Genomic DNA, 24,051 nt, shown 5'->3' on the forward strand with positions numbered 1-24,051 from the left:
TGCCGATCATTTTAAACTTAGGGAGATATTCTAAGTGCTTTTTTTATTGCTTAGCCAATTATAAATTAAAAGTACAATGGCAAGAACAAGTAGTAAGTGTATAAGTGCTCCTAGAATTTTAAATACTACAAAGCCTAAAACCCAACCTATGATCAAGGCTGCAATTATAAAGTATATGATATTCTTCATCTTTATTTTTTTGTTGGCCAGTTCATTATTTCAGCGTGGATATCTTCTGTGGATTTTTGTCTCCGTTTGGCAATTTTAGCTATTAGGGCTTCAAAACTATCTTGCTCGCCATTAGCATCTAAATCTTCTGTTTCAGGGAAATTTGCCAAATATTCATCTTTTACCGCCAACCATTGCTTTTCTATATGTAAATCATACTTTGCAGTAGCTACGCCGCCATTATTCACAGGTTTGCCAACCTTTTTATTTTCATTTTTATGGTCAGCAATATTTTGATGTTGTGGAACGTCATTCTGTAATCCGCCTGTAGAACGTGATTTATCTTTACTCTTATCTTCTGTTATCATCGCTATAATTTTATGTGTTCATTAATGTAAGAACAAGGTAATGACACCTGTCATTTATGTGTTGCTCTAATATTACTTTAATTGACGGGATAAAATTTGAAGATAAAATTAAGGGTGATGCTCACATGACATCTAATTAGATAGGCCCTTCTTTTTTATTTTGAACATTTTGGCCGCAGATGTATAACCGCCCTCTGTGCCATCTACAAAGTGAGAGTGTGTGGTTCTACGATCAAGTACATAACAAGACATAACCGATGCATGGGTAACGTGAATACCGTAAATCAATTTTTTATCCCTTTCCATTTCATCTAAAAAGGCAATGAAACGATTTATATTTTTCTGTTCTGCAGTAAAAACAGTATTGATCATGCCATCTAGCATAAAGGTGTGAGACAGTTGTTCTATTTGACTTAAATATTGTTTTCCACTACTTGTAAGATTTAGGTAAATTCTGCCAAAATTTGATTTTAACCAACTTTTAAAAAAATACATCCAGCTGGTGGAAGTCAATCTAATTTTCATTTCTTCCCACACCTTGGTAGGGTTTGGGTCTAATTTAAGATTGTTACTTTTTATAGGCTGCCTATTTTCAAATTTCCCAAATTCTTCATCCATTTGGGCAAGTACTTTTTTGTACACATTACGTTGATCTTTTTCTAAGGAGGCATCTAATAGTAAGCATACCACTTTAGTTTGTTGTTGGGCCGGTAGTATCTGGTCCCAACGGCATTCCATTCCTTCTAAATTTAAGAGTGTTTCATCAAATGCTGTGGTTTCTTCTTCCTTAAAAGAAGATTTTATCATGCTTTCCGCTACTTTTAATCCGTCCCCTAAAACGATAGGAATAGATAGCTTATCAGTTAACCGATGTTTGGCAATTTTTAATTGAACCTCTGATTCTATTAAATTACTAACAGGAATTTCACCAACCCGTAGAACTAGTTCAATTTTTCTTTTAATATGTATGCGGTAATTTTCAAGAACATGAATTATTTTGTTAAGCAATGATGAAGGTACTATGAATGTAGCGCCATCGCCACCAAAAAAATAGGGGATTTCATTGCTTCGTTTTACCATTCTTATGGCATTGAGTACAGAAATAATAGCTCCGGTAGCGGTTAAATTTACCTGATGGTGATTGCCCGCGTTCACTGCACTGGTAGAGTTTAAAATATCTACAACGACAACGTGCCATGATTTTGGCACATCTACAAAATAGGTGTCATCTCCCAAAAGTTCAATGAGTGTACCTTTAAAAAGACGAAGATTTTTATAGAATTGTTTGTCTGCCATTAACCTTGTGTAACCTACAATGAGAAATTTTTAATGTTGCGGTGGAGTGCCGGCACCAACCGTAGCGTCTTTAAACCAAACCTCTGTATAACAGCCGTTTTCGTATTGTTTTTTATTATCTCCGTTATAGGTCTCTGATCCGGTATGCCAAACAATATTTTCTTCAGGATCTTTACCGTTGGTCTGGTTGTAAGCTCCTTGCTTAAAATTTTGCAATTCGCCAGCATATGCATGTACTTTTTCTACACCATCACGCCCTATTGCCGCATATAAAGTCAATATTTGTTCTGGAATATCAGTTGATTCTGCAAAGTCTGTCTGTATTAGGCTTTTGGTAAACGTTTTGGTTTCATGTCCGTCGCTTTTAAACGTAAGGTACATTATGCCTTTGTAGACATTGATTTCATAACTAAATTCTTCGTTTAATTCAATGCCATCTTCCGGCTCTTGGGGGTAAGTGGTAGGGGTTTCTCCGACAACCGACATATCATAGCCCCAAACTGCGGTGGAATAATCCCAACGTTTACCGTTATCTCCTTCGGTATTTATTTCATAATTCCAAAAAACGGAACCTTTTTTATGACCCGGAAATTTTTTGTAGAAAATTTTTAAAGGTTCGTTTTCATGACCCTCCGTACCATGAATTTGGCCAACAACTACGGAATAAGAAGCAGCTACCCGGGCATCTCCAGAAGTAGAAACATGCTTTACTTTTAAAGTACCGGTTAGTTTGCCACCGGTATCTGGTTTCCATTCTTCTTTTTGACCCAGTTCTGTTCTAGTGTTGCTTGATGTTCTAGAGGTTACACCAGAATTAGGTGCCTTATATACTACCCAATTTGTATTGTTTTCGTTTTCTACATAAAAAAAATCTTTGTGCTCAACATTGGTTAAATCATCGAAACTTTTGCCGTCACCACATAGAATTTTCCATTCTTTCATAAAAGGGATCACATCATCTGGGTATAGTGTTTTTTCATTTTCAGCAACTACTGATTTTTTTGTTTCAGTTTTACAAGAAGTAAATGAAAACAATAGTGTAAAGGTTATCAATACTATATAGAAATAATGGGAAGATTTTAAACGCATTAATATGTTTATTTAGGTTTTACTTATTTTAAATATACGATAGATTCATTGTTATTTCTAATAATGTTCGCTAAATTCAAAAACGTAAAATAGCTAAACATTTCTTTAAAAGGAATAAGCTTTAATGTGATTCTAAGGTAACTTGCTGGTCACGTTTAGTACAAAAGAACAACTGTATGTTCTATGTGTTAATGGTTAGTGTAATTGACATACAGTTAAGAAAAGGTCTCTATAATTTAGAGACCTTTTCTATACATTTTTGGTTATTGGATTTTTTTGATAACAAATGAATTAATCTTGGAATAACGTATTTAAACGTTTATTTTAAATAAGGCTAATTTTACCGACGTATATTTACATAGGTAAGTTGAACAGGGATATTTAATAAAACAATAGCATGAGCTCAGTGTTTTTGGTAATTGATGATGATTTGGTTTCTCAGTTTACGGCGAGGTATGCTGTAGAGCAGTGTAGCACAGATACTCAAATCTATGTTTGTGAAAGTGCTATTGAAGCCCTGGAATTATTGACCAAATTAAAAAATGAAGACAAGCCTATACCAGATTATATTCTGTTGGATTTGGTAATGCCTGAAATGGACGGATGGGAATTCATTGATCAATTGCAAAATTACAATGCCAAAATAAATAAGATTAAGGTATTTATCATGTCTGCTTTTACGAACTCCAAGGATCGGGAGAAAGCCAAGCAACACCAATTTATTGAGGGGTATTATGAAAAGCCATTATCTAAGAACATGGTTCAAAATATGATCAAATAGCTTTTCCATCATTTTGTGGTTCAACTTATAATTCTTCGGTTTTACAATTTTTCAGTAATAAAATCAATTTCAATAAATTCTCTGCAAACAGTTCTGCGTAGTTGTCAAGATCAGATATTAGCTCTATTTGTTTTAATTGCTGATGCCTTTTTTCAAATTCCATGAATAGGAAGTAATTATCAAAATTAATTTTTGAAACAAACTGTTGTAAAAGAATATGGACCTTAAGCGCATTACCTTTCGTGTAATAGTCGGTCTGAAATTGTTGAAGTAACATTAAGAGTTCGGTTCGGTCGTTTGTAGCCATCATAATCAGTATTGAATCAACTTAATGGGAACTTAGTTAATTGATAACGAACAAATCTAATTGTAAGTATTTTACTACACAAATTTATTTTAAGATTTTATTTTTTTATACGAACGACACCGTTGGGTCGATAGACGTATTTAATTTTTTTTGAGTTACTATTCTATGGTATTAGTATTCTTTTTTAAAGGATTTCCTTATAATTTTGGAGGAGATATTGATATTAAGTTGAAAAATGACCGCATTGAATATTTATATAGCAGATGACGATTTAGAGGATCGCAGTTTTTTTATAGAGGCATTAGATGATTTACCATTGACTACAGCGGTAACTCAGTTTAATAACGGTGTTGATCTTATGGATAAGCTTTTCTCTGATGACAACTTACCGCACGTAATTTTTCTTGATTTGTATATGCCTATCATGGACGGATTTGAATGTCTGATGGATATAAGAAACTTTAAAAAGTTCAAGGATATTTATGTAATTGCCTATTCAGGAATTTATAGGGAACGTGAGGTAAATCAATTAAAAGAAGATGGGGCAAATCTATTTTTAAAAAAATCTTCGTCTTTTAAAGAATTGAAAAAATTGTTACTTAAATCTTTACAAAGGGTAAAAGGCTCAAATAAGAATGAAGTTGAGAATGGTGAATTTGTAATATTATCATAAGCAGCCCGGTACAACTGAAATATTTACATCTGTAGAATTGTAATTGAGATCTTCCTAAATAACCTTAGGATTTAGTTCTTTGTGATAAAGATCATCCATGGTTGTTTTAAGTTGAACAAGCATTTTTTTAAAGGAAATTTCTTTTGTTATAAAACGAACCGCACCCATTTCCAATATTTTTTTACGGTCTGTCTCAGATGATGATGTGGAGTATATAACTACAGGAATCTTACTTAAAAAAGTGTTGTTTTTTAATATAGAAAGGCACTCAAAGCCATTCATAATGGGCATGTTTAAATCTAGAAAGATAAGCTTTGGAACAATACCAGCAGTTATGGTAGATAGTATGTATGTAATTAAAACTTCACCATTATGAAAAAGTTTCATATTAATATCAGGGAAAATTTCTTGCATTGCCTCAGCAAAGAACATTCTGTCATCTTCATCATCGTCGGCATAGGCTAAAGGGCTAAAAACATTGTAATCTTTCATAGTATATTGTATTAAGAAGCTTAGAGCCCTATTTTGTTTAAAGTTATACTAACAAGTCAAGTTATAGTAACAATATCAATTAAACTTGTAACAGTATTGGGCTGAAATTCTTTTTGTAAAGATTTTTTCAGTGATTGACAGATAACCAGATATTGTAAGATAATTGTTGGTCCTGTTAAACTGTAAAAATTAGCATGTTCATTACAGTTTACTACTATATATATAATATGTTAGTCAGTTGTGTTGTAATCGGAACATTTGACTCTTTAAATTGTCTTAAATAGGTAGTCTCTATGCTTAAAATTACCGAAAAAACTTAAGAATTCTCTCAGTGTAGGTAAATAAACTGTTAAATTAGATCTATCAAAATGGAAATTTGGTGGTATCTAGATCATGAATACCAAATTATGAATGCTATATTATTACCAAAATGCCTTAAATCATTATTTATTTCTCAATAATGTCTATAAAACCTAAATTGATTGCTTAGAATAGAAAGGAATCGTTGATAATTCCATTAAATTCTTTTAATGATGCAAAAACATAATGAACATGGTATGGCTGTAAACTCAGATTTTGGGGTTAACGCAGCGTCAGAAAAAATACCGAAAATGAGCAATCAAAAAGTTTTTGTAGTTAAGAATACCGAAACGGTAATCTGGAAAAAATTAATTGATGGAGATGAATCTGCCCTAGGCGATTTATATAATATATATGTAGACTGTCTCTTTAGTTACGGTATAAATTGTACCAAAGACAGAACATACGTTATGGATTGTATTCATGACCTATTTGTAGATTTATTTAAATACAGGGAAAACTTAACAATGACAGATAATGTAAAGTATTATTTGTTTAAAAGTTTGAAGCGAAAAATAAATAGAAAATACGCTACTAAAACAATTTCGATATCAGAAGAATATCAATATTCTTTACATCAAGATACAAGAAACTATACAAATTCTTGTGAAGAGGATATTATACGAACGGAAAGGTTGACCGAAAAACGAATGATTTTGGCAAATGCGCTAGAATCGTTAACAAAGAAACAACGAAAAGGTTTGTTCTTAAGGTTCAATCAAGATAAGAGCTACGAAGAAATTTCTGAAATTATGGAAGTTTCCGTACAGACAGCCAGAACTATAGTCTATAGGGCCTTGAAAGCCTTAAGGTAAATTATTCTAATAATTTTCTTTAGAAAACTGTCTATATAAATACAATTTCTTACTTATTGTTTACGAGTACGTTGATAAGGTTTATTTAAACCTAAATCATAAAATCAATACCTAACTATGGAAAAAATAAATCCTAAAAATATCAATTTTTCATCTATGACTGAAGAAGAGACTTCAGCTTTGAAAAATAGGATTTTCAATACAATACATAAAAAGAAAACTAGAAAAAGAAATTTTTGGTTTTCTGGCTTGGCAGCTGCGTGTTTGGCAGGTTGCATAGGTCTTACATTTTATTTTTACAACACTTCTAATACATCAAGCTCCATTACCGATTTTGTAAACTCTACCTCTTCTGAAAATGAAAATCATAAAGAAGGTGAAGTGGTACTTACGTTGGGTGAAGGCAATAGTTTAAAAATTAAAGAGGATGTAGCATCAATCAACTATTCTGATTCTGGAGAGAATGTAACTATTGGTGCAAATGAGGTAGTGAATCAAAAAGCGACCAAAAACAAAAAATCTGTATTCAATACCCTTTGGGTGCCTTACGGTAAGCGTTCTAATCTAACACTTTCCGATGGAACTAAAGTATGGCTTAATTCAGGTTCTAAATTGGTGTATCCAATAGCTTTTAATGGTGGTAAAAGAGAAGTTTACATTGAGGGTGAAGCAATCTTTGAGGTAACCCATGATAAAAGCAAACCTTTTCATGTAATTTCTGACCACCAAGTAGTAGAGGTCTTAGGAACTGTATTTGGTGTCACCAATTATCCAGATGAAACCGAAACCAATACTATTCTTAAAAGTGGTAGTGTTCAAATAAGCTTTAAGAATATAAAGAATGATTCTTCACATTCAGATAAAATGAAGATTACTCCTGGTACAAAGGCAAGTTTTGATAAAGAGAATAAAAGTATTGTTTCTGAGAAGGTAAATGTTGATAATTATTTTTCTTGGAAGGAAGGTGTACTAATATTCAAGAATAATGACCTTCAATATATTATGAAACGTATTTCTCGATATTACAACATTGATATTGTCATAGAAAACGAAAACCTGGCCAAAGAGACTTTTTCTGGTTACCTAGATTTAAATGAAGACATCAATTCCGTAATACATAGTATTAAGGAAAGTACCAATATGGAATACGTTAAAACAGAAAATAAAATATTAATCAAGTAACACCTAACGCCAATGAACTGAAAACATATTATTTTTTTTGAAGTAGCAATTATTAAAAAAGCCAGAAGATGTTCCCGCATCTTCCGGCAATTAATTTCAATATTGCTGTTTTGCAGCAACATTAAATAACCAACACAAAAATATGAAAAATATCATACCAGTCGGAATTCTAACGATTATGAGAATATTTCTACTATTTATCGGAATAGGACTTTCATCAGTTTACGCTAACTCAGTATTTGCACAAAACAAAATACAGGTAGACGTTAACAATATATCTGTGGAAGCATTTTTCGAAAAAATACAGAATACTAGTGATTATGTCTTTTTTTACAAGGATAATGTAATCAAAACTGATAAGAAAATATCGGTAAAATTGAAAGATGCCCCCATGAAAATTGTTTTGGACAAAGCTTTTTCCAATACCGATTTAACTTATAAGATTATTGGCAATCAAGTTATTGTCAAAAAAATGCCCCCTAGCTCCCCAAAAAATTCTTTAGAATTTGATGCTGTCGTTCAAACTACAATAACAGGAAATGTTACGGATGCTACGGGCCAACCATTACCAGGTGTAAATGTATTAATTAAAGGTACTACGGTTGGAACTCAATCTGATTTTGATGGTAACTATGCCATTGATGTTACAGATGGTACTGCACTGGTTTTCTCCTATATAGGTATGCTGACCAAAGAAGTAGCTATCGATAACAGATCTGTAGTGAATGTGGTACTCCATGAAGATGTAGCTTCTTTAGATGAAGTAGTGGTTGTAGCATATGGTACGTCCACTAAAGAATCTATTACGGGTTCTGTAGGTGTTGTTAGAAGCGAAGAGTTAGAGCAAGTACCTGTTTCAACTTTTGAACAAACATTAAGAGGTAGTACAGCAGGTTTGCAAGCTAGTGCGGTAGATGGTGCTCCAGGAGGAAATACCCAAGTACGTATTAGAGGTATAGGTTCTATATCAGCATCAAGTGAACCGTTATATGTTATTGACGGAATCCCAGTGCAAAATGGTAGTATTGGTACTATTGATAACGGTGGTAGTAGTACCAACGTTATGGCATCGATCAATCCAAATGATATTGCATCCATTTCGGTTTTAAAGGATGCTGCCTCCACGGCAATATATGGTTCTAGAGGTGCCAATGGTGTTATTTTGATTACCACAAAATCCGGTAGTTCCGGTAAAGCAAAAATCACCTTAAAAACACTAACAGGTTTTAACTCACAGGCTTACAATAATATATTAAAGCCATTGAATGCTGCAGAGTACACGGAACTTTTTCTTGAAGGCTATGTAAATTTAGGTGACACACCTGAAGAAGCGCAAGCAAGATTTGATGCTACTTTTCAACAATTAATAGATCCTTCAACCGGTGAGCCTACAGATACCAATTGGTTAGATGCCATAACTAGAACAGGAATTACCCAAAGTTATGATCTTAGTGCTAGCGGGGGAACAGAAAATTTAAAATACTTTTTCTCTGGAGCTTACTATGATCAAGAAAACTATATTATTGGATCTGGCTTTAATAGATTAAGTGCCCGTAGTAATATAGAGTTTAAGGCAACCGATTACTTAACGGTTTCAAATAATATTTCTGTATCTAACAGTACTACGAATACTTTTTTTGATGGTGGTTCTTTTAATAACCCTTTTAAAAACTCGTTAGAGTTATCACCATTAATTCCAATCTATGATGAGGAAGGTAGATTTAATGGAGAGCATGCGGATTATTTTCCTTTAGGAGGTGCCAACCCGGTTGGTGCTCTAAGTGGAGATGATTTATGGGAAAATAAGCAATTTAGGGTAATAGATAATTTTGCGGTTTCTATTAAACCGGTTAAGAATTTGACGTTGCGTTCGCAGTTAAATTTCGATTTACTGACATTGACCGAATCTCAATACCAAAATCCAAGATATGGCGGCGGTAGAAACTCCGGTGGTATTGGTTATGAAGCAAATACTTCTCTTAGAACCTTTGTGGGTACACAGACTGCAGATTATAATTTTAACTTAGGCAATGACCATAACTTCAATGTTTTAGGTGGTTTTGAAGCGCAGGAAACTGTTAGTGAATCTTCTAGTGCATCTGGAACTCAATTTCCTAACCAAAGTTTAAGAACTTTAAATAGTGCATCGGCAGAATTTGCTATTAGTGGTTCAAAATCTGAATACACTTTTGTTTCTGCTTTTTCTAGAGCAAACTATAACTACGACGGTAAATATTTTCTTTCTGCGAGTTTAAGACGAGATGGTTCTTCTAGATTTGGTGCAGATAATAGATGGGGTACTTTTTATTCTTTTGGTGGTAGTTGGGTTGCTAGTAACGAAGCTTTTTTAGAAGATGTTTCTTTTCTTAATTTATTAAAAGTAAGAAGTTCTTGGGGTGTTACGGGTAATGCTGCTATTGGAGATTTTCCATCGCAAGGACTATATGTTTATGGTCAAGATTATGATGGTAATCCTGGTGGTAGTCCAAGTCAAATTGCAAATCCTGATCTTACTTGGGAAAGTCAACAGAATTTTAATGTTGGTGTAGATTTTGGACTATTTTCTAAAATTAGTGGTACGGTTGAGTATTTTGAGCGTACTTCTTCAGACCTTATTCTAAATGTACCGATCACTTTAACTTCTGGTTTTTCTTCATTGACCCAAAACTTTGGTGAAATGAAAAACACAGGTTTTGAAATTTCAATGAATGCAGATATCATTAGTAATGATGATTTTAATTGGAATGTTGGTTTTAATACCACCTTTTTAAAGAATGAAATTACCGAACTAACAGATGATTTTACAGATGGTGCTTATAGAAGACAAGAAGGTGAGGATTTTCAATCTTTCTATTTGTATAGTTGGGCAGGTGTAAATCAAGAAAATGGTGATCCGCAATGGTATACAGATGCATCAAAAACTACCATAACCAATGACATTAGTGAAGCAGAGCGTTTTTTGGATGACAAATCCGCTACTCCTGAGTTTTTCGGTGGATTCAATACCATGGTTTCCTATAAAGACTTTAGTCTTAGTGCCAACTTTATCTATTCTTACGGTAACTATATTTTTGATTCCAGGGCAAGAGGTACATTAGGTGACGGTAGGCTTACACCAAGAAGTACGGCAGATTTTATTTATGATAATAGATGGCAGCCTGGTTCAACAGATGCTTTAGTACCTCAGTTTGTTTGGGGTGGTCGTAACGGTAGTAATGAAGCTAACCAAACTAGATGGTTGTATGACGGTAGTTATATTCGTTTAAGGGATTTAACGGTTGCCTATAATTTTAACGAAGATATTACTTCGCTATTAGGCTTGAATTCAATGAGATTGTATGCTAGGGGAACAAATATCCTAACTTTTGTAAAAGAGGATATCCTTTACATTGATCCAGAACAAGGTATTAATGGTAGTTACACAGGTCAAACACCTGCAGTAAAAACTATTTCCATTGGTTTAGATATTCAACTTTAAATGATGACACACATGAAAACATATAAAATATTCATATTAACGATAATGACTGGACTAGTATTCTCATGTTCAGACTCATTTTTAGAATTGACTCCGCAACAATCTGTTTCGGATACTGAAGCCCTTTTGGACCTTGATGGTTATGAATCGTCTATTACAGGTATATATAATAAACTTTCCGGAGCGGAATACTACGGGCGCTACATGATTATGATACCGGATGTTTTGGCAGATGACGTTAAGCAAAATAGTCAGGCCAATAGAATTGTAGATTATGCCGAGCATATTCAAAGAGTATCAGATGGTCAGGCATTGGCCTTATGGGGTAGTGCCTATGAAGGTATTAATGCAGCAAATGCCATTATAAATTCTGAAACAATTTTGGCCGATGCTGTTTTAGATGAGCAAAATCACATTGTTGGAGAGGCTTATGCATTAAGAGGTTTAATATATTTTGATTTGGTACGCATGTTTGCCCAACAATATAATTATACGTCAGATGCTAGCCATTTAGGTGTACCCATCGTATTAAATTTTGATTTGGACAATGAACCAGCTAGAAGTACTGTAGCAGAAGTGTACGAACAAATTATTTCTGATATGACAACAGGAATCTCTTTAATGAGCGATAGTTCCCGAAGTGGCAATTCAAATACGTTATCCCCAAATGCAACAAGAGCTTTATTGGCAAAGGTTTATCTATTTAAAGAAGACTGGAACAATGCAGAAGCTATGGCTAGTAGTGTTATAGATTCTGGAGATTACAGTTTAATTTCTAACGATAACTATTATGATTTATGGACTACGGATAATAGTGCCGAGTCAATCTTTGAAATATCAATGACCGAAACGGATAATGTTGGTGGCAACGGTATTGCAGGTCTTTATCTACAGGCGGGTTTTGGAGATTATCTACCTTCTAATGATGTCGTTGATCTTTATCCGGAGAATGATGCACGTTTGAGCACGTTTGAGGTTGATCCTTTATTGACCGGGGAATTTGCGCCATATAGAATGATAAAGTATGCGGATATCAATGGGTTTGACAATGTGAAAGTTGTAAGACTTGCTGAAATGTATTTAATACGTGCCGAGGCTAGAGCTGAAATTGGTACGGATATAGCAGGAGCACAAGATGATTTAGATATGGTACGCCAACGTGCAATAGCGGATGAGCCAGATAATGCAGATACTGGTGATGCCCTTAAGGATGCAATATTTTTAGAAAGAAGATTAGAATTAGCCTTTGAAGGACAACGTTTGTGGGATCTAATGCGTAATCAAATGGATATTGTTAGAACCAACTGTACTGCTCAGACTTGTACTATTCCTTATGGTGCTGATACGGTTATTATGCCTATACCACAGGATGAAACAGATGTTAACCCTAATATAGAACAGAATCCTGGGTATTAATATTTAGGACTGATTTATTAGTTATTAAACACATTGAGAGGCTGCATTGGTTCTCTCAATGTGTACTCTATTATCTTAAAAATATAGGATTTCTTTTCTTTAAACCTCGAAAAACATATGAACACACAACGTAGAAATCTATCGAAATTACTTTCGTTAGGAGCATTCTTTCCTGGTCAAGCTGCTTATTCGTTAAATACTATTTTAGAATCTATAGATACCGATCCAAATTCAGAATTTAATAAGCAGTTATTATACAACATAGGGGAAAAGGGAGTTGAAAAATTATATAAAAAGGCTATTGTAAATGACGGATTGGTCATTGTCAGAAATTGGAATGAAGAGTCGTTTAAGGCTCTTGCAAAAACTGGTTATACGGGTTTTAATGCTTCTGTAGTATCCGGTGATTTTAACCGGGGAATGGAAAACCTGACCAAATGGCAAAATATTATAAAAAATAATTCTGATAAACTTATTTTGGCTACCAGTGTAGAGGATTATTATAAAGCCAAAAAGGAAGATAAGGTTGCCGTTATGTTGGGTTTTCAGAATGCAACAATGCTTGGCAGATCCATTAAAAATTTAGATACGTTGTATGATGCTGGTATGCGTTGGATGCAATTAACCTATAATCAGCGAAATTATTTAGGTGATGGTAGTACTGAACGTACCAATTGTGGCCTATCGGATTTTGGGGTAGAGGTCGTAGACCGCATGAACGAGTTGGGTATTATTGTAGATTTATCCCATTGTGGAGAACAGACTACCAATGAAGGTATAGCCCATAGTAAAGCACCGGTATCCATAAACCATTCCATGTGCGAGGCTTTGCACAAAAACCATCCAAGAGCCAAGAGAGATGAACAGATTAAGGCCATGGCAGACAAGGGAGGTGTAATGGGTATTATTTGTTTGGGGTACATGATTGGTCCAAACCTTGGTACGGATACTACCTTAGAAACATATGTTGACCATATTGACCACGCAGTTAAAATTGGTGGTATTGACCATGTTGGTTTGGCAATTGATTATCCTATAGAAGGTCTAGAAGCCAATGGCGCAACAAGAGAAAATTGGTATGTACCAAGATTAACCCGTTTTAAACCATCTTACAAAGTTCAATGGCCACCATGGATACCTGAACTTGACAAAACAAGTAGGTATTTGGAAGTAGCCAAAGTTTTAGATAAAAGAGGGTATAGCACAGGAGATATCGAAAAAATACTAGGGCTAAACTGGTTAAGACTCTACAAAGAGACCTTAAAACCATAATCAATAATTGTCCATAAAATTAGAGATAATAAATTCTAACCAAGAGTATGAAAAACCAATTATATTTTGCGCTATTATGTTTAGGTTTTGTGAGTTGTTCAGACGCTCCAAAATTAGAAAATGAAAGTGGTGAAAAAACGAATTACGATGTTGTGTTTCGTGAAAAACTTGCCGGTAAATATAAGAAATGGGAAACGGCAGATAATAGCTTTAAATATTTTTATACCTATACGGATAGAGGACGTGGACCAGAGGTTACTGAGGAGATAAAACTGAATAGCGACAACTACATCATTTCGGAATCTATTACCGGTGTTAACTATTTAAAAGATTCCATTTCTGAAAATTTTAGTGGTGTTGACGGTTCTGCTTCTTGGAAAAATCCTATGAGTGAAGATAAAGCCGATTTTAATGGTAAGGCACTTTACTTTAGACATGATGGGTCACCTGCGGTGTATGAAATTATTGCCCAGCTTTTAACTACATCTGAGAATAGTAAAGTTGCCCTTTATCCAGAAGGGGAAGTAGAGTTGGTAGATCAGTATTCAATAACGCTTTCAGATAGTACTTCATTAAACCTATTAATGATCAAAGGGCTAGAAATGATTCCTAGATATCTCTGGATGAAGGATAATGAAATGATCGCTAGTATTTCTGGTAATCTGCATATCGTTAGGGAAGATTTTAAAGCGTTTAGAAAAGAATTACAAAGCTTGCAGAGTACATATGAAGATGAATATCTTTTCAAAATTGCAAAAGAGCTTTCCAATAATATAGATAAGGTAATTATCAAAAATGTAAATGTCTTTACACCTGAAGGTACCATTGTAAACAATCAAGATGTATTTATTGAAGGCAAAAAAATTAAATCCATAAAGCCATCCAAAGGAAAAGTTTTGAATGGAACTGCGCAGGTAATAGATGGTACGGGTAAAACACTTTTACCTGGTATGTTTGATATGCATACCCATAATACCAAATTTAGGGGACTGCTACACTTGGCAGGTGGTATAACCTCTGTTAGGGATATGGCTAATAATAAGCAATTAAAGCAGTTAAGTGCCCAGTTTGATAACAATGAAATTATAGGTCCCAATATTGTCATCTTTTGTGGAATTATAGACGGTTCCGGACCCTTTGCAAATCAAAGAAACGTAGTTGATAACTTGGAGGAAGGTTTGGCAGAAATTCAATCGTATAAAGATTTAGATTATGATCAAATTAAGTTATATAGTTCTATTAGACCAGAATGGGTTAAACCTTTGGCAGCCAAAGCACATGAACTAAATATGCGTGTAAGTGGACATATACCGGCGTATATGACGGCAACTCAAGCAATAGAGCAAGGGTATAATGAAATTCAGCATATGAATATGTTGTTCTTAAATTTCATGTCAGATACTATTGATACTCGTACTCCTTTAAGGTTTACTATGGTAGCTAACCATGGGGCGGATGTGGATTTAAAATCTAAGGAGTATCTGGATTTTGTGTCCTTATTAAAATCCAAGGATATTGTTATTGATCCTACGATATCTCTTTTTGAAAATATGTTTATTTCCAATAAGGGAGTGCCTAGCCCAACGTATAGTAAAATCATGAAGAGATTACCACTGATTGAGCAACGGGCTTTTTATAGTGGAGGACTTCCAAAAGAAGGTGATAAAGCAGCTTTGTTTAAGGATAGTTACATGAATATGCTAAATGCATTAAATGATATGTACCAGAAAGGTATTTCAATAGTACCGGGTACGGATGGTTTACCAGGCTTCTTATACCATAGAGAATTAGAATTGTATGAATCAGCGGGTATACCTGCAGCAGAAGTATTAAAAATGGCGACCATTAATTCGGCAAAAATTACGGGTACGTCAGATTATTTGGGTTCCATAGAGGTTGGTAAAAATGCAGACCTAATTCTTATTGATGGTAATCCGGTGGAAAATATTAGTGATGTTAGAAGGGTAGAGTGGACCATAAAAGGAGGTACTATTTTTTATGCGGATGAGCTTTACAACAAAATGGGTATTAAACACTTTAAATAGATAACAATGAAAATTAAACTTATAATAATCTTTTCTTTTTTAATAACCACGGTCAATGCCCAATCAATTGAGTTTTTTACTAGTGGTAGACTAATATTGGGTACACATAAAGAAAGAACGGCCTCTGTAGGTGTTGGTGATATAGATAACGATGGCGATGCCGATATTTTGGTGGCTAACGGGCGTCACTGGCCAGGACAAAACAGGGTATTTGTAAATAACGGAAGAGGTGTATTTACAGTTTCAAAAGAACTTGGCTTTGAAAGTGAAACTACCTATTCTACTGAACTTGCCGATTTTGATGGCGATGGTGATTTAGATATTGCCGTTGGTAATGATATGGCACCTAACTACATCTTCATTAATGATGGAAAGGGAAACTTTGAAAGAGCATCTAGTTTTGGTGTAGCATATGCACCAACTAGAAATATAGTGGTAGCCGATATTGATCAAGACGGAGATAATGACATTTTAATTACCAATAGGGGAAAAGAAAATGAAATTTGCCTTAATAACGGTGATGGAACTTTTTCTAAATCTATCGGTTTTGGAAATAAGGAAGATTCTACCATAGATGTGGAAGTTGCTGATATGAACGGTGATGGTAATCTTGATTTGATTTTGGCGAATAGAGATGACCAACCAAATATGGTGTATTTAAATGAAGGTAATCTAAAGTTCACCAAGAAAGTTCCTTACGGAACAGGTAAGGATATTACACGTTCCGTAGCAATTTCAGATATTGATAAAGATGGGTTTTTAGATATTGTTACGGCAAATATTGGTGAGCCAAATGTTATTTATTTCGGGGATAAAAAACAAAGCTATCAGCGTAAAATGGAATTTGATTCCAGTCTTGATAAGTCCTACGCCATTTCTTTAGGTGATTTAGATAATGATGGCGATATGGATATTATCATAGCTAATGTTCAAAAGCCTAATGCTGTATTTATAAACTCTGGTGACGGTAACAATTGGGAGCGCGTACAATTGGCAAAAGAGAATTTTAATACCTATGATATTACGGTTTTTGACCTCAATGGAGATGGTAAACTGGACATCATTGAAAGTAACTCAGACGAAATCAACCGATATTACTTCAATAGGTTTACTCCAAAATTTCCTTAAATAACGATCTTGAACAAACATTAAATATAGTAACCAGCATAATGATATGAATTTGAAAAATCTTTTAAAGTGTACTTTTCTAGTACTCTTGTCCGCATGCTCTTCAGAAACTTCAGAATGGCAAAATTTTAATGATGAAGGTGTGTTTTTGGTATATCGAAGACAATCACAAATAGGGAAAGAGTCTTACTCCATAACATCTACTAAAGACACCATTACGGTTACCTCTATACAAGGGGAGAATGAAAGGGGGAGAATTAGTGGAGTAGAGTCTAAGCTATTTTTGACTACAGATTTAGAGCCTATATCGTATTTCAGTCGTCGTATTTCTAATAATGATACCACCAATATCATTAAAATGGAGATACAGGGAGACAAAGTATCGGTTTGGGAAAAACATTTTGATGTTGTTGTTAGTGATAAAAAAGATGCATTCTTTTTAGTGAACAGTAACATACCGGCAGGAATTGAAATGATGCTATATCATTATTATTTCAAACAGCATAATGCTTCCTCTATGCCAACCTTGCCTAGGGGAGAAGTATCACTTACCCATAAAGGAGAGGATATCGTGAAAATTAAAGGTGAAGATGTAGCCTTGGATCGCTATGTTGTTGAAGGTATCAACTGGGGCGGAAGAACTATTTGGTTAGATAAGTCTAAAAACTTGGTAGCGGTAGTAAAGGCTAATACCCAGATTAGAGAGTTGATTAAAGAAGGCTACGAAGAAGCCAAATCACTTTTTATTAAAGGCAATGTTGAAGAGCAAATGGCTCAACTTACAGATTACACTACAGCACTAAAAGGAGAGCAATCAGAAATTACGGCTTTAGTTGGGGGTAATGTAGTTGATGGTGTGCAAGATGATGTACAGAAAAACATGACTATAATCATTGAAAATGGAAAAATAAAGCAAATAGGTAGTTCCCCCGAAATTACTATTCCTGAAAATGCCAAGGTAATAGATGTGTCCGGTAAAACCCTAATACCTGGTATGTGGGATATGCATGCACATTCTAATCAAGTGCAATGGGCACCGGCATATTTAGCTGGTGGGGTTACTACCATACGCGACAATGGTAATGAGTTGGAGTTTGCCACTGCTTTTAGAGATGCTATTGCAAAAGATGGGGCTACAGGTCCAGATATACTTTTAGCCGGAATGACAGATGGACCTGGTATTAAAGGTAACGGAATAATTAGGGCACGCTCAGCTGAAGAGGCAAAAGAGGTGGTTAAGTTATACCATGATAATGGATATGAGCAAATTAAAATTTACACATCCATAGAGCCGGAAATTTTAAAAGTATTGGCAGAAGAGGCACATAAAGTTGGGATGACAGTAACGGGGCATGTACCTGCCTTGGTTGATGATGCTCGTGTAGCTGTTGAAAGTGGTATGGATATGCTTAGTCACTACAATAGAATTTTAGCAGCTTTATTCACAGATAAAAAAGTATCTGATTTAGGTCCATTTTTTATGGTGGATAATGAGGTGACAGATGAAATGGTTAATGAAGCTATTGCATTTTATTTAAAGCATGGGACCGTTCTAGATGTTACTCTTGGGCTAGGTGTGGTACGTACCTTACCAAAAGGACAGGTAATGGAAACTATAGAACCAGATGCGGGTAGAATGGCTTACGAACTTTTCGAGAGTAAAAGATTTAGAGCTGGGGCTGGTGAAGAGCGTGCTAAAAAACTAAAGCAGAATATCATTAAATCTGCAGAGGTGATTGGTAAATTCTACAAAGCCGGTATTCCTGTGGTTGCAGGAACAGACAATTTTGCTCCAGGATTCGGATTATTTCTTGAAATGGAATCTTATGTGAAGTATGGTAAGCTAACTCCTTTAGATGCAATAAAAATGGCAACGATTATTCCTGCAAAAGCAATGGGATATGATGATGTTACCGGAAGCATAGAAGTGGGTAAACAAGCAGATATAGCTATTCTTGATGAAAATCCTCTAGAGAATATAGATAATATTAGAACTGTTTCATCTGTACTAACCAATGGTAATTACTATGAAAGTGAACCGTTATGGATTGCGGCAGATTTTAAATCTACCAGAGATTAATAACAAGAACTTATAGAACCATATGAAGAATACTTCTAATTCACGAAAAGTAATAGTTTTATTGTTTTTCTGCTTGTGTTCAGGTGTACATTTTGTTTGTGGGCAAGAACTTAATTTAAAATATCTTGGCGTTGCAGGGTGGGAAATTTCAAATGATAGTCTCACTATTTTGGTAGACCCTTATATATCTAGGCTTAAACTAAAAGGTAATCCTCGTTTTTATGCAGAAGGTGATAATCGTAAAATTTATAGCGGTGGTGATGTTTACGAATCCGATACTGTAGCCATAAATAAAATTATTACCAAGGCAGATTATATTTTAGTGCATCATTCACATACGGATCACTTAGCAGATGTGCCTTATATCGCTAAAAAGACTGGTGCAGTGGTTATTGGTACCGAAACTACGGCTACTATTTTAAAGGCATATGGTATCCCAGAAAAACAATTGATTACGGTTAAAGGTGGTGAAGACTATCAATTCGATAATTTTTCAGTTAGGGTAATACCTTCTATTCATTCGGCATTAGGAGATAAGCGTTATTTTGATTCAAAAGTATATTCGGACCCAGAGGAACTAAAAATACCTTTAACGGTTGAGGAATTTATAGAAGGTGGTTCTCTTATGTTTTTGTTACGAATAGATGCTCACAAAATACTTACCTCGGGTTCAATGAATTTTATAGAGAGAGAAGTAGCAGGATTAAAGCCTGATGTATTGATACCTGGTATTAATCTGTCTCGATTGGAAATATATAAATATACAGAAAGGCTGTTAGAGCTAACCGGATATCCAAAAACCATAATTCCTGCACATTGGGATAATTTTAGGGTACCATACGGTTCTTCGCAAGAAGACCCAATTCAGAAAAAGGTAATGCCATTTATTGATGAAGTAAAAGCAGTTTCGCCAGCAACTAAAGTTATAGTGCCGGTTCATTTAGAGACCATTACTATTCAATAGAAATATATTTTAAAAATTAATAATCGATAAGCATTAATAAAACTATATAATGGCAGCAGCACAAACCAATCCGTTATGGAAAGAGGCTAAGATTAAAAATTACTTACCACATATGACGGTGCCAGAGGTAGAAAGCTTTTTGGAGCGATCAGATATGGTTATTATACCTATTGGTGCTTTAGAGCAACATTCTAGCCATTTGCCTATTGGTACAGATTTTATAAACGGTGTTGAACTTTGTAAGCTTATTGCCCAAGAGCGAGAGGTATTGGTTGCGCCTGTATTAATGGCTGGTCAGTCTCCATACCATATGGCTTTTCCGGGTACAATTTCTTTAAGTGCAGAGACCATTGTCAGAGTGCATATGGAAACGGTTGAAAGTTTGGTGCAAAACGGCTTTAAAAGATTTATATTTATGAACTCACATGGTGGTAATAGAGCCATCACCACTTTTCTCGTAGATCAAATTAATCAAAAAACGGCAGCTGTTGCGGTTGATTTTAGTGTAGCTGTATCTCCTTTTCTTAAACCAGATAATACTAAAAATACCACTTCTTTAGATAGGCATGCGGGTGTTAGTGAAACATGTGATAGTTTGTATTTAATGCCCAGTTTAGTAGAAATAGAAAGAGCGACCGATCCAGGAATGAAACTACCAAAACACTTAGAGAAAATGCTTCCAGAAGTGATAAAAGAGGAACCTACTGCAAAGTTGTTATTTCTATCCGAAGCATTGAAAGCAGAAGAAACAGGTAAAAAAACATCTACTATAGAAATGACCGAAACCGGAGTTTGGGGAGAATTAAACCCTAAGCAAGCTACGGTAGAAAGAGGGGGAGAGCGTATTTCGAGAATGGTGGCTGCATGTAGGGGTTTTATTGATAAATGGAATGAGTTAACACAATAAGTACTATATAAAAGCATACAATTATGATAAAAATCTTATTACCCGTTTTAACGCTATTATGTTTTGTGTATGCTAATGCTCAAGACAGTATTCTTTTTCCAAAGCCGCAAGTGGTTTTGAAAATTAAACCCTCTGAAACTGATAGTAGAATAACAAAAGCCGATACCCCTCATTTTATAGCTTATAATCCTTCTAATGAACAGGGTAAATTGTTACTTTTTATTCCAGGCACCAATGGTATTGCGTTAAAAGGACCTAAGAATTTATTCGCTACTGCTATTGAACAAGGGTATGCTGTAATTAATATGTCATATATAAATACCCCAGCCATTGCAAGGATTTGTAAAGGTGAGAATCTAGAAGCAAATGCAAACTGCGCAGCAGATTTTAGAAATTGGAGAGTGTACGGTAACACGGAATTTCCCCTCATTGAAGATGCATCTTACGATGCCATTGTCAATAGGCTGACCAAGCTTTTAATGTATTTGTCGGAAAATGATAAGCAGGGTAATTGGAACCGTTTTTTAGAAAATGGTTCGCCTAAATGGAGCGAAATAGCTTTGGCAGGTCAATCTCAAGGTGGAGGTATGTCTGTATTTATTGCAAAAACACATTTGGTAGCTAGAGTAATCGATTTTTCTGGTGGGTGGGATTATTCCGCTAAAAATGAAATTGCAAATTGGTATTCTACTGCCAGTGTTACTCCTGTAGACCGCTATTATGGAACGTTTCATAAAAAAGAACCTATGGCGGAGACTATAGAAAAAACCTATAAAGCCATGAATATACCAGAAGATCATATTTATGGTTTTGATCTGGATGTACCTAAGGGTAAGCGGGCACACTCTAACGGAGTGCGAAATTTGGGTTATAAAGACCAGTGGATAGCATTACTTGGAAAAGGTAATTAATTATAAAAGCATCAATTGGAGATAAAATTAAAATACATGAATAAAAGAATATATCAATATTGCTGCTTACTGCTATTACTATTTACGTCGTGTAAAGAGGCAAACAAAGAAGTTGTAATAAAAACGGATATGAAAGAAAAGGTAGCTACTAAGATGAATACATTAGGATTAATTGGTGGTACTTCTTGGCATTCTACAATAGAGTATTATAGCATGATCAATCAGTCGGTGAATGATCATTATGGCAATAATACCAATCCACCATTGTTTGTTTACACACTTAATCAGGCTGAGGTTCATCGTTTTCAAATAGAAAACAAATGGGACTCCATTGCTCATATGCTCGTTAATGCTGCTAATAGCTTACATAGAGGTGGAGCAACATCTGTACTTTTTTGTGCCAATACACCACATAAGGTATATGATTTGGTTCAGCAGAAACTTGATTTCCCAATTATTCATATAGCCGATGCTACCGCTAAAGAGATTCATAAAAGGGAGGTGAAAAAAGTACTGTTCTTAGGTACAAAATATAGTATGGAAGAAACCTTTATTACTAAAAGAATTGAAGATAATGGTATAGAGGTATTGGTGCCTGAAAATCAAAAGGTGATAGACGAGTTACATAGAATAATAATTGAAGAACTTACGTATGGCAACATTGTGCCATCTTCAAAGGATTACGTTATGGAAGTCATTAAAAATGCCAAAGAGCAAGGTGCCGACGGAGTGGTTTTAGGGTGTACTGAATTTCCTTTAATGATTTTTCCGGAAGATGTGGATATCGCTGTATTTAATACTACAAAGATTCATTCAGATGCAGGTGTGAACTATATTTTAAAAAATTAATATGCAATTTTCTAAGCAGAATATCGGTCGTGTTTTAGGACCATTAGTTTTCTTTTTAATTTTATTTTTATTTCATCCAGAGGATTTATCAAAAGAGGCAAATGCTGTTTTAGCCTCTGTGGCTTGGGTAGCTATATGGTGGGTAACTGAAGCAATCCCTATTTATGTAACTGCATTATTACCCTTAATACTTTTCCCGTTAACAGGTGGTTTAAGTTTAACCGAGACGGCAACTTCTTATGGTCATAAATATATCTTCTTGTATATGGGCGGATTTATTTTAGCCATAGCCATTGAAAAATGGAACCTTCATAGGAGAATTGCACTGACCATTATCAACCTTATTGGTACCAACGTTATCAATATCATACTTGGTTTTATGCTAGCAACGGCATTTCTGTCCATGTGGATTTCTAACACCGCGGCAGCGGTAATCATTTTACCAATTGCCATGGCAATTGTATATCAATTAAATGATAACCCAGATACTGAAAAAGATGAGAATAAAATCTTTGGTAAAGCACTGATGCTAGCTATTGCCTATAGTGCATCTATTGGTGGTATTGCTACATTGATCGGTACACCTACAAATTTGGTATTGGCGGGAGTTGTGCAAACTACCTTTGGTAAGGAAATTACATTTTCAGAATGGTTTGTGTTAGGTTTTCCTATCGCAATTATTCTACTTTTCTTATGCTGGTATTACTTAACCAGATTTGCTTTTACTTTTAAACAAAAAGATTTCCCTGGGGGGCGTTCTGAAATTTCAGCGCGATTAAAAGCTTTGGGAAAAATGGGTTATGAAGAGAAATCTGTATTAGTGGTATTTGCCGTGACCGCTTTTGCGTGGATTGCTCGTTCATTTTTGTTGCAACGCTTTATACCTAAGATGGACGATACGATAATAGCAATGATGACAGTGGTAATTCTATTTCTTTTACCCACTCGTGAGAAAGGTAAAAGACTAATGGATTGGCAAGATGCCGTTAAACTACCTTGGGGAATATTATTACTATTTGGCGGTGGATTAACATTGGCTTTGGGCTTTGATACGAGCGGATTGGCACTTTGGATTGGGAGTAAGTTATCTGCATTGCAAGTTTTACCATTCTTTTTGTTATTAATGATCTTGATTTCAATAGTAAATTTCATGACAGAGATAACTTCTAACATAGCAACCACCGCAATTCTTTTGCCCGTTCTGGTATCCTTAGCGCCGGTTTTAGGGGTGCATCCTTATTACTTAATGATAGCAGCAACCTTGGCAGCATCGTGTGCATTTATGTTACCTGTGGCTACACCGCCCAACGCTGTAGTTTTTGGTTCTGGTTATCTTGAAATGCAGGATATGGTTAAAAAAGGTTTTTGGTTAAATATTATATCCATACTTATACTAACTGTAGTGGTCTATATTGTTTTGCCAATGGTTTGGGATTTATCACTATAGTCGTTATATAAAGACGTTTAAAA

At 34.9% G+C, this 24,051-nt stretch carries 21 protein-coding genes; 15 read left to right on the plus strand and 6 right to left on the minus strand.

The window, feature by feature from the left end; translation table 11 throughout:
* Positions 1-30: 30 nt before the first annotated feature.
* The 4 genes from YQ22_RS19120 to YQ22_RS16245 form a co-directional block, all read right to left on the minus strand.
* On the minus strand, positions 31-189 hold the full coding sequence (locus YQ22_RS19120) for a lmo0937 family membrane protein (RefSeq protein WP_143751746.1): 159 nt from the start codon (positions 187-189) through the stop codon (positions 31-33).
* Positions 190-191: 2 nt separating this feature from the next.
* Entirely contained in the window at positions 192-536 is a 345-nt protein-coding gene (locus tag YQ22_RS16235; protein WP_071342026.1) for a hypothetical protein, read from the minus strand.
* Positions 537-668: 132 nt separating this feature from the next.
* Complete coding sequence (locus YQ22_RS16240; RefSeq protein ID WP_071342027.1) at positions 669-1,832, minus strand: DUF3095 family protein; 1,164 nt, start codon at positions 1,830-1,832, stop codon at positions 669-671.
* 30 nt (positions 1,833-1,862) lie between these two features.
* Positions 1,863-2,921: a polysaccharide lyase family 7 protein gene (locus tag YQ22_RS16245; protein WP_071342028.1), complete on the minus strand. Its 1,059-nt coding sequence runs from the start codon at positions 2,919-2,921 to the stop codon at positions 1,863-1,865.
* A gap of 397 nt (positions 2,922-3,318) precedes the next feature.
* On the opposite strand from YQ22_RS16245, the gene YQ22_RS16250 reads away from it, so the two are divergent.
* On the plus strand, positions 3,319-3,702 hold the full coding sequence (locus YQ22_RS16250; protein ID WP_071342029.1) for a response regulator: 384 nt from the start codon (positions 3,319-3,321) through the stop codon (positions 3,700-3,702).
* Between the two features lie 25 nt (positions 3,703-3,727).
* Here YQ22_RS16250 and YQ22_RS16255 read toward each other — a convergent pair whose 3' ends face one another.
* Positions 3,728-4,012, minus strand: a complete 285-nt coding sequence (locus YQ22_RS16255; RefSeq protein WP_071342030.1) for a hypothetical protein — start codon at positions 4,010-4,012, stop codon at positions 3,728-3,730.
* 232 nt (positions 4,013-4,244) lie between these two features.
* Here YQ22_RS16255 and YQ22_RS16260 point away from each other — a divergent pair, with 232 nt between their 5' ends.
* Entirely contained in the window at positions 4,245-4,682 is a 438-nt protein-coding gene (locus YQ22_RS16260; protein ID WP_071342031.1) for a response regulator, read from the plus strand.
* A 54-nt stretch (positions 4,683-4,736) separates the two neighbouring features.
* Here YQ22_RS16260 and YQ22_RS16265 read toward each other — a convergent pair whose 3' ends face one another.
* A complete protein-coding gene (locus YQ22_RS16265; RefSeq protein ID WP_058102483.1) occupies positions 4,737-5,174 on the minus strand; it encodes a response regulator in 438 nt (145 codons plus the stop codon).
* Between the two features lie 530 nt (positions 5,175-5,704).
* Between YQ22_RS16265 and YQ22_RS16270 the strand changes: the two genes are divergently transcribed.
* The 13 genes from YQ22_RS16270 (at position 5,705) to YQ22_RS16330 (ending at position 24,028) form a co-directional block, all read left to right on the plus strand.
* Complete coding sequence (locus YQ22_RS16270; RefSeq protein WP_082642855.1) at positions 5,705-6,349, plus strand: RNA polymerase sigma factor; 645 nt, start codon at positions 5,705-5,707, stop codon at positions 6,347-6,349.
* A 117-nt stretch (positions 6,350-6,466) separates the two neighbouring features.
* A complete protein-coding gene (locus YQ22_RS16275; RefSeq protein ID WP_071342032.1) occupies positions 6,467-7,531 on the plus strand; it encodes a FecR family protein in 1,065 nt (354 codons plus the stop codon).
* A gap of 142 nt (positions 7,532-7,673) precedes the next feature.
* A complete protein-coding gene (locus tag YQ22_RS16280; protein ID WP_071342033.1) occupies positions 7,674-11,009 on the plus strand; it encodes a TonB-dependent receptor in 3,336 nt (1,111 codons plus the stop codon).
* A gap of 12 nt (positions 11,010-11,021) precedes the next feature.
* Positions 11,022-12,425 carry a RagB/SusD family nutrient uptake outer membrane protein gene (locus tag YQ22_RS16285; RefSeq protein ID WP_071342625.1) on the plus strand — a complete coding sequence of 468 codons (1,404 nt, stop codon included), beginning with the start codon at positions 11,022-11,024 and terminating at the stop codon, positions 12,423-12,425.
* A 117-nt stretch (positions 12,426-12,542) separates the two neighbouring features.
* Positions 12,543-13,697, plus strand: coding sequence for a dipeptidase (locus tag YQ22_RS16290; RefSeq protein ID WP_071342034.1), 1,155 nt, complete (start codon positions 12,543-12,545; stop codon positions 13,695-13,697).
* A 47-nt stretch (positions 13,698-13,744) separates the two neighbouring features.
* A complete protein-coding gene (locus tag YQ22_RS16295) occupies positions 13,745-15,742 on the plus strand; it encodes an amidohydrolase family protein (protein ID WP_071342035.1) in 1,998 nt (665 codons plus the stop codon).
* A 6-nt stretch (positions 15,743-15,748) separates the two neighbouring features.
* Entirely contained in the window at positions 15,749-16,870 is a 1,122-nt protein-coding gene (locus YQ22_RS16300) for an FG-GAP repeat domain-containing protein (RefSeq protein ID WP_071342036.1), read from the plus strand.
* Positions 16,871-16,916: 46 nt separating this feature from the next.
* The gene (locus YQ22_RS16305; RefSeq protein ID WP_083414282.1) at positions 16,917-18,950 is read left to right on the plus strand and encodes an amidohydrolase family protein; all 2,034 of its coding nucleotides are present in this window, start codon (positions 16,917-16,919) and stop codon (positions 18,948-18,950) included.
* A 22-nt stretch (positions 18,951-18,972) separates the two neighbouring features.
* The gene (locus tag YQ22_RS16310) at positions 18,973-19,914 is read left to right on the plus strand and encodes an MBL fold metallo-hydrolase (RefSeq protein WP_083414283.1); all 942 of its coding nucleotides are present in this window, start codon (positions 18,973-18,975) and stop codon (positions 19,912-19,914) included.
* A 49-nt stretch (positions 19,915-19,963) separates the two neighbouring features.
* Positions 19,964-20,821 carry a creatininase family protein gene (locus YQ22_RS16315; protein WP_071342039.1) on the plus strand — a complete coding sequence of 286 codons (858 nt, stop codon included), beginning with the start codon at positions 19,964-19,966 and terminating at the stop codon, positions 20,819-20,821.
* 23 nt (positions 20,822-20,844) lie between these two features.
* Complete coding sequence (locus YQ22_RS16320; protein WP_156894588.1) at positions 20,845-21,732, plus strand: BPSS1187 family protein; 888 nt, start codon at positions 20,845-20,847, stop codon at positions 21,730-21,732.
* A gap of 36 nt (positions 21,733-21,768) precedes the next feature.
* Positions 21,769-22,581, plus strand: coding sequence for an aspartate/glutamate racemase family protein (locus YQ22_RS16325; RefSeq protein WP_083414284.1), 813 nt, complete (start codon positions 21,769-21,771; stop codon positions 22,579-22,581).
* 1 nt (position 22,582) lies between these two features.
* Positions 22,583-24,028, plus strand: a complete 1,446-nt coding sequence (locus YQ22_RS16330) for an SLC13 family permease (RefSeq protein ID WP_058102496.1) — start codon at positions 22,583-22,585, stop codon at positions 24,026-24,028.
* The last annotated feature ends 23 nt before the right edge of the window (positions 24,029-24,051 follow it).

It is taken from the genome of Maribacter sp. 1_2014MBL_MicDiv, assembly GCF_001865655.1.
Classification (GTDB): domain Bacteria; phylum Bacteroidota; class Bacteroidia; order Flavobacteriales; family Flavobacteriaceae; genus Maribacter; species Maribacter dokdonensis.

Coding starts and splice junctions, on each gene's coding strand:
- YQ22_RS16265 (WP_058102483.1), bottom strand. CDS start 5,174: ATGAAAGATTACAATGTTTTTAGCCCTTTAGCCTATGCCGACGATGAT.
- YQ22_RS16325 (WP_083414284.1), top strand. CDS start 21,769: ATGAATAAAAGAATATATCAATATTGCTGCTTACTGCTATTACTATTT.
- YQ22_RS16255 (WP_071342030.1), bottom strand. CDS start 4,012: ATGATGGCTACAAACGACCGAACCGAACTCTTAATGTTACTTCAACAA.
- YQ22_RS16270 (WP_082642855.1), top strand. CDS start 5,705: ATGATGCAAAAACATAATGAACATGGTATGGCTGTAAACTCAGATTTT.
- YQ22_RS16235 (WP_071342026.1), bottom strand. CDS start 536: ATGATAACAGAAGATAAGAGTAAAGATAAATCACGTTCTACAGGCGGA.
- YQ22_RS16280 (WP_071342033.1), top strand. CDS start 7,674: ATGAAAAATATCATACCAGTCGGAATTCTAACGATTATGAGAATATTT.
- YQ22_RS16310 (WP_083414283.1), top strand. CDS start 18,973: ATGAAGAATACTTCTAATTCACGAAAAGTAATAGTTTTATTGTTTTTC.
- YQ22_RS16290 (WP_071342034.1), top strand. CDS start 12,543: ATGAACACACAACGTAGAAATCTATCGAAATTACTTTCGTTAGGAGCA.
- YQ22_RS16330 (WP_058102496.1), top strand. CDS start 22,583: ATGCAATTTTCTAAGCAGAATATCGGTCGTGTTTTAGGACCATTAGTT.
- YQ22_RS16240 (WP_071342027.1), bottom strand. CDS start 1,832: ATGGCAGACAAACAATTCTATAAAAATCTTCGTCTTTTTAAAGGTACA.
- YQ22_RS16260 (WP_071342031.1), top strand. CDS start 4,245: ATGACCGCATTGAATATTTATATAGCAGATGACGATTTAGAGGATCGC.
- YQ22_RS16305 (WP_083414282.1), top strand. CDS start 16,917: ATGAATTTGAAAAATCTTTTAAAGTGTACTTTTCTAGTACTCTTGTCC.
- YQ22_RS16250 (WP_071342029.1), top strand. CDS start 3,319: ATGAGCTCAGTGTTTTTGGTAATTGATGATGATTTGGTTTCTCAGTTT.
- YQ22_RS16315 (WP_071342039.1), top strand. CDS start 19,964: ATGGCAGCAGCACAAACCAATCCGTTATGGAAAGAGGCTAAGATTAAA.
- YQ22_RS16300 (WP_071342036.1), top strand. CDS start 15,749: ATGAAAATTAAACTTATAATAATCTTTTCTTTTTTAATAACCACGGTC.
- YQ22_RS16320 (WP_156894588.1), top strand. CDS start 20,845: ATGATAAAAATCTTATTACCCGTTTTAACGCTATTATGTTTTGTGTAT.
- YQ22_RS16275 (WP_071342032.1), top strand. CDS start 6,467: ATGGAAAAAATAAATCCTAAAAATATCAATTTTTCATCTATGACTGAA.
- YQ22_RS16295 (WP_071342035.1), top strand. CDS start 13,745: ATGAAAAACCAATTATATTTTGCGCTATTATGTTTAGGTTTTGTGAGT.
- YQ22_RS16245 (WP_071342028.1), bottom strand. CDS start 2,921: ATGCGTTTAAAATCTTCCCATTATTTCTATATAGTATTGATAACCTTT.
- YQ22_RS19120 (WP_143751746.1), bottom strand. CDS start 189: ATGAAGAATATCATATACTTTATAATTGCAGCCTTGATCATAGGTTGG.
- YQ22_RS16285 (WP_071342625.1), top strand. CDS start 11,022: ATGAAAACATATAAAATATTCATATTAACGATAATGACTGGACTAGTA.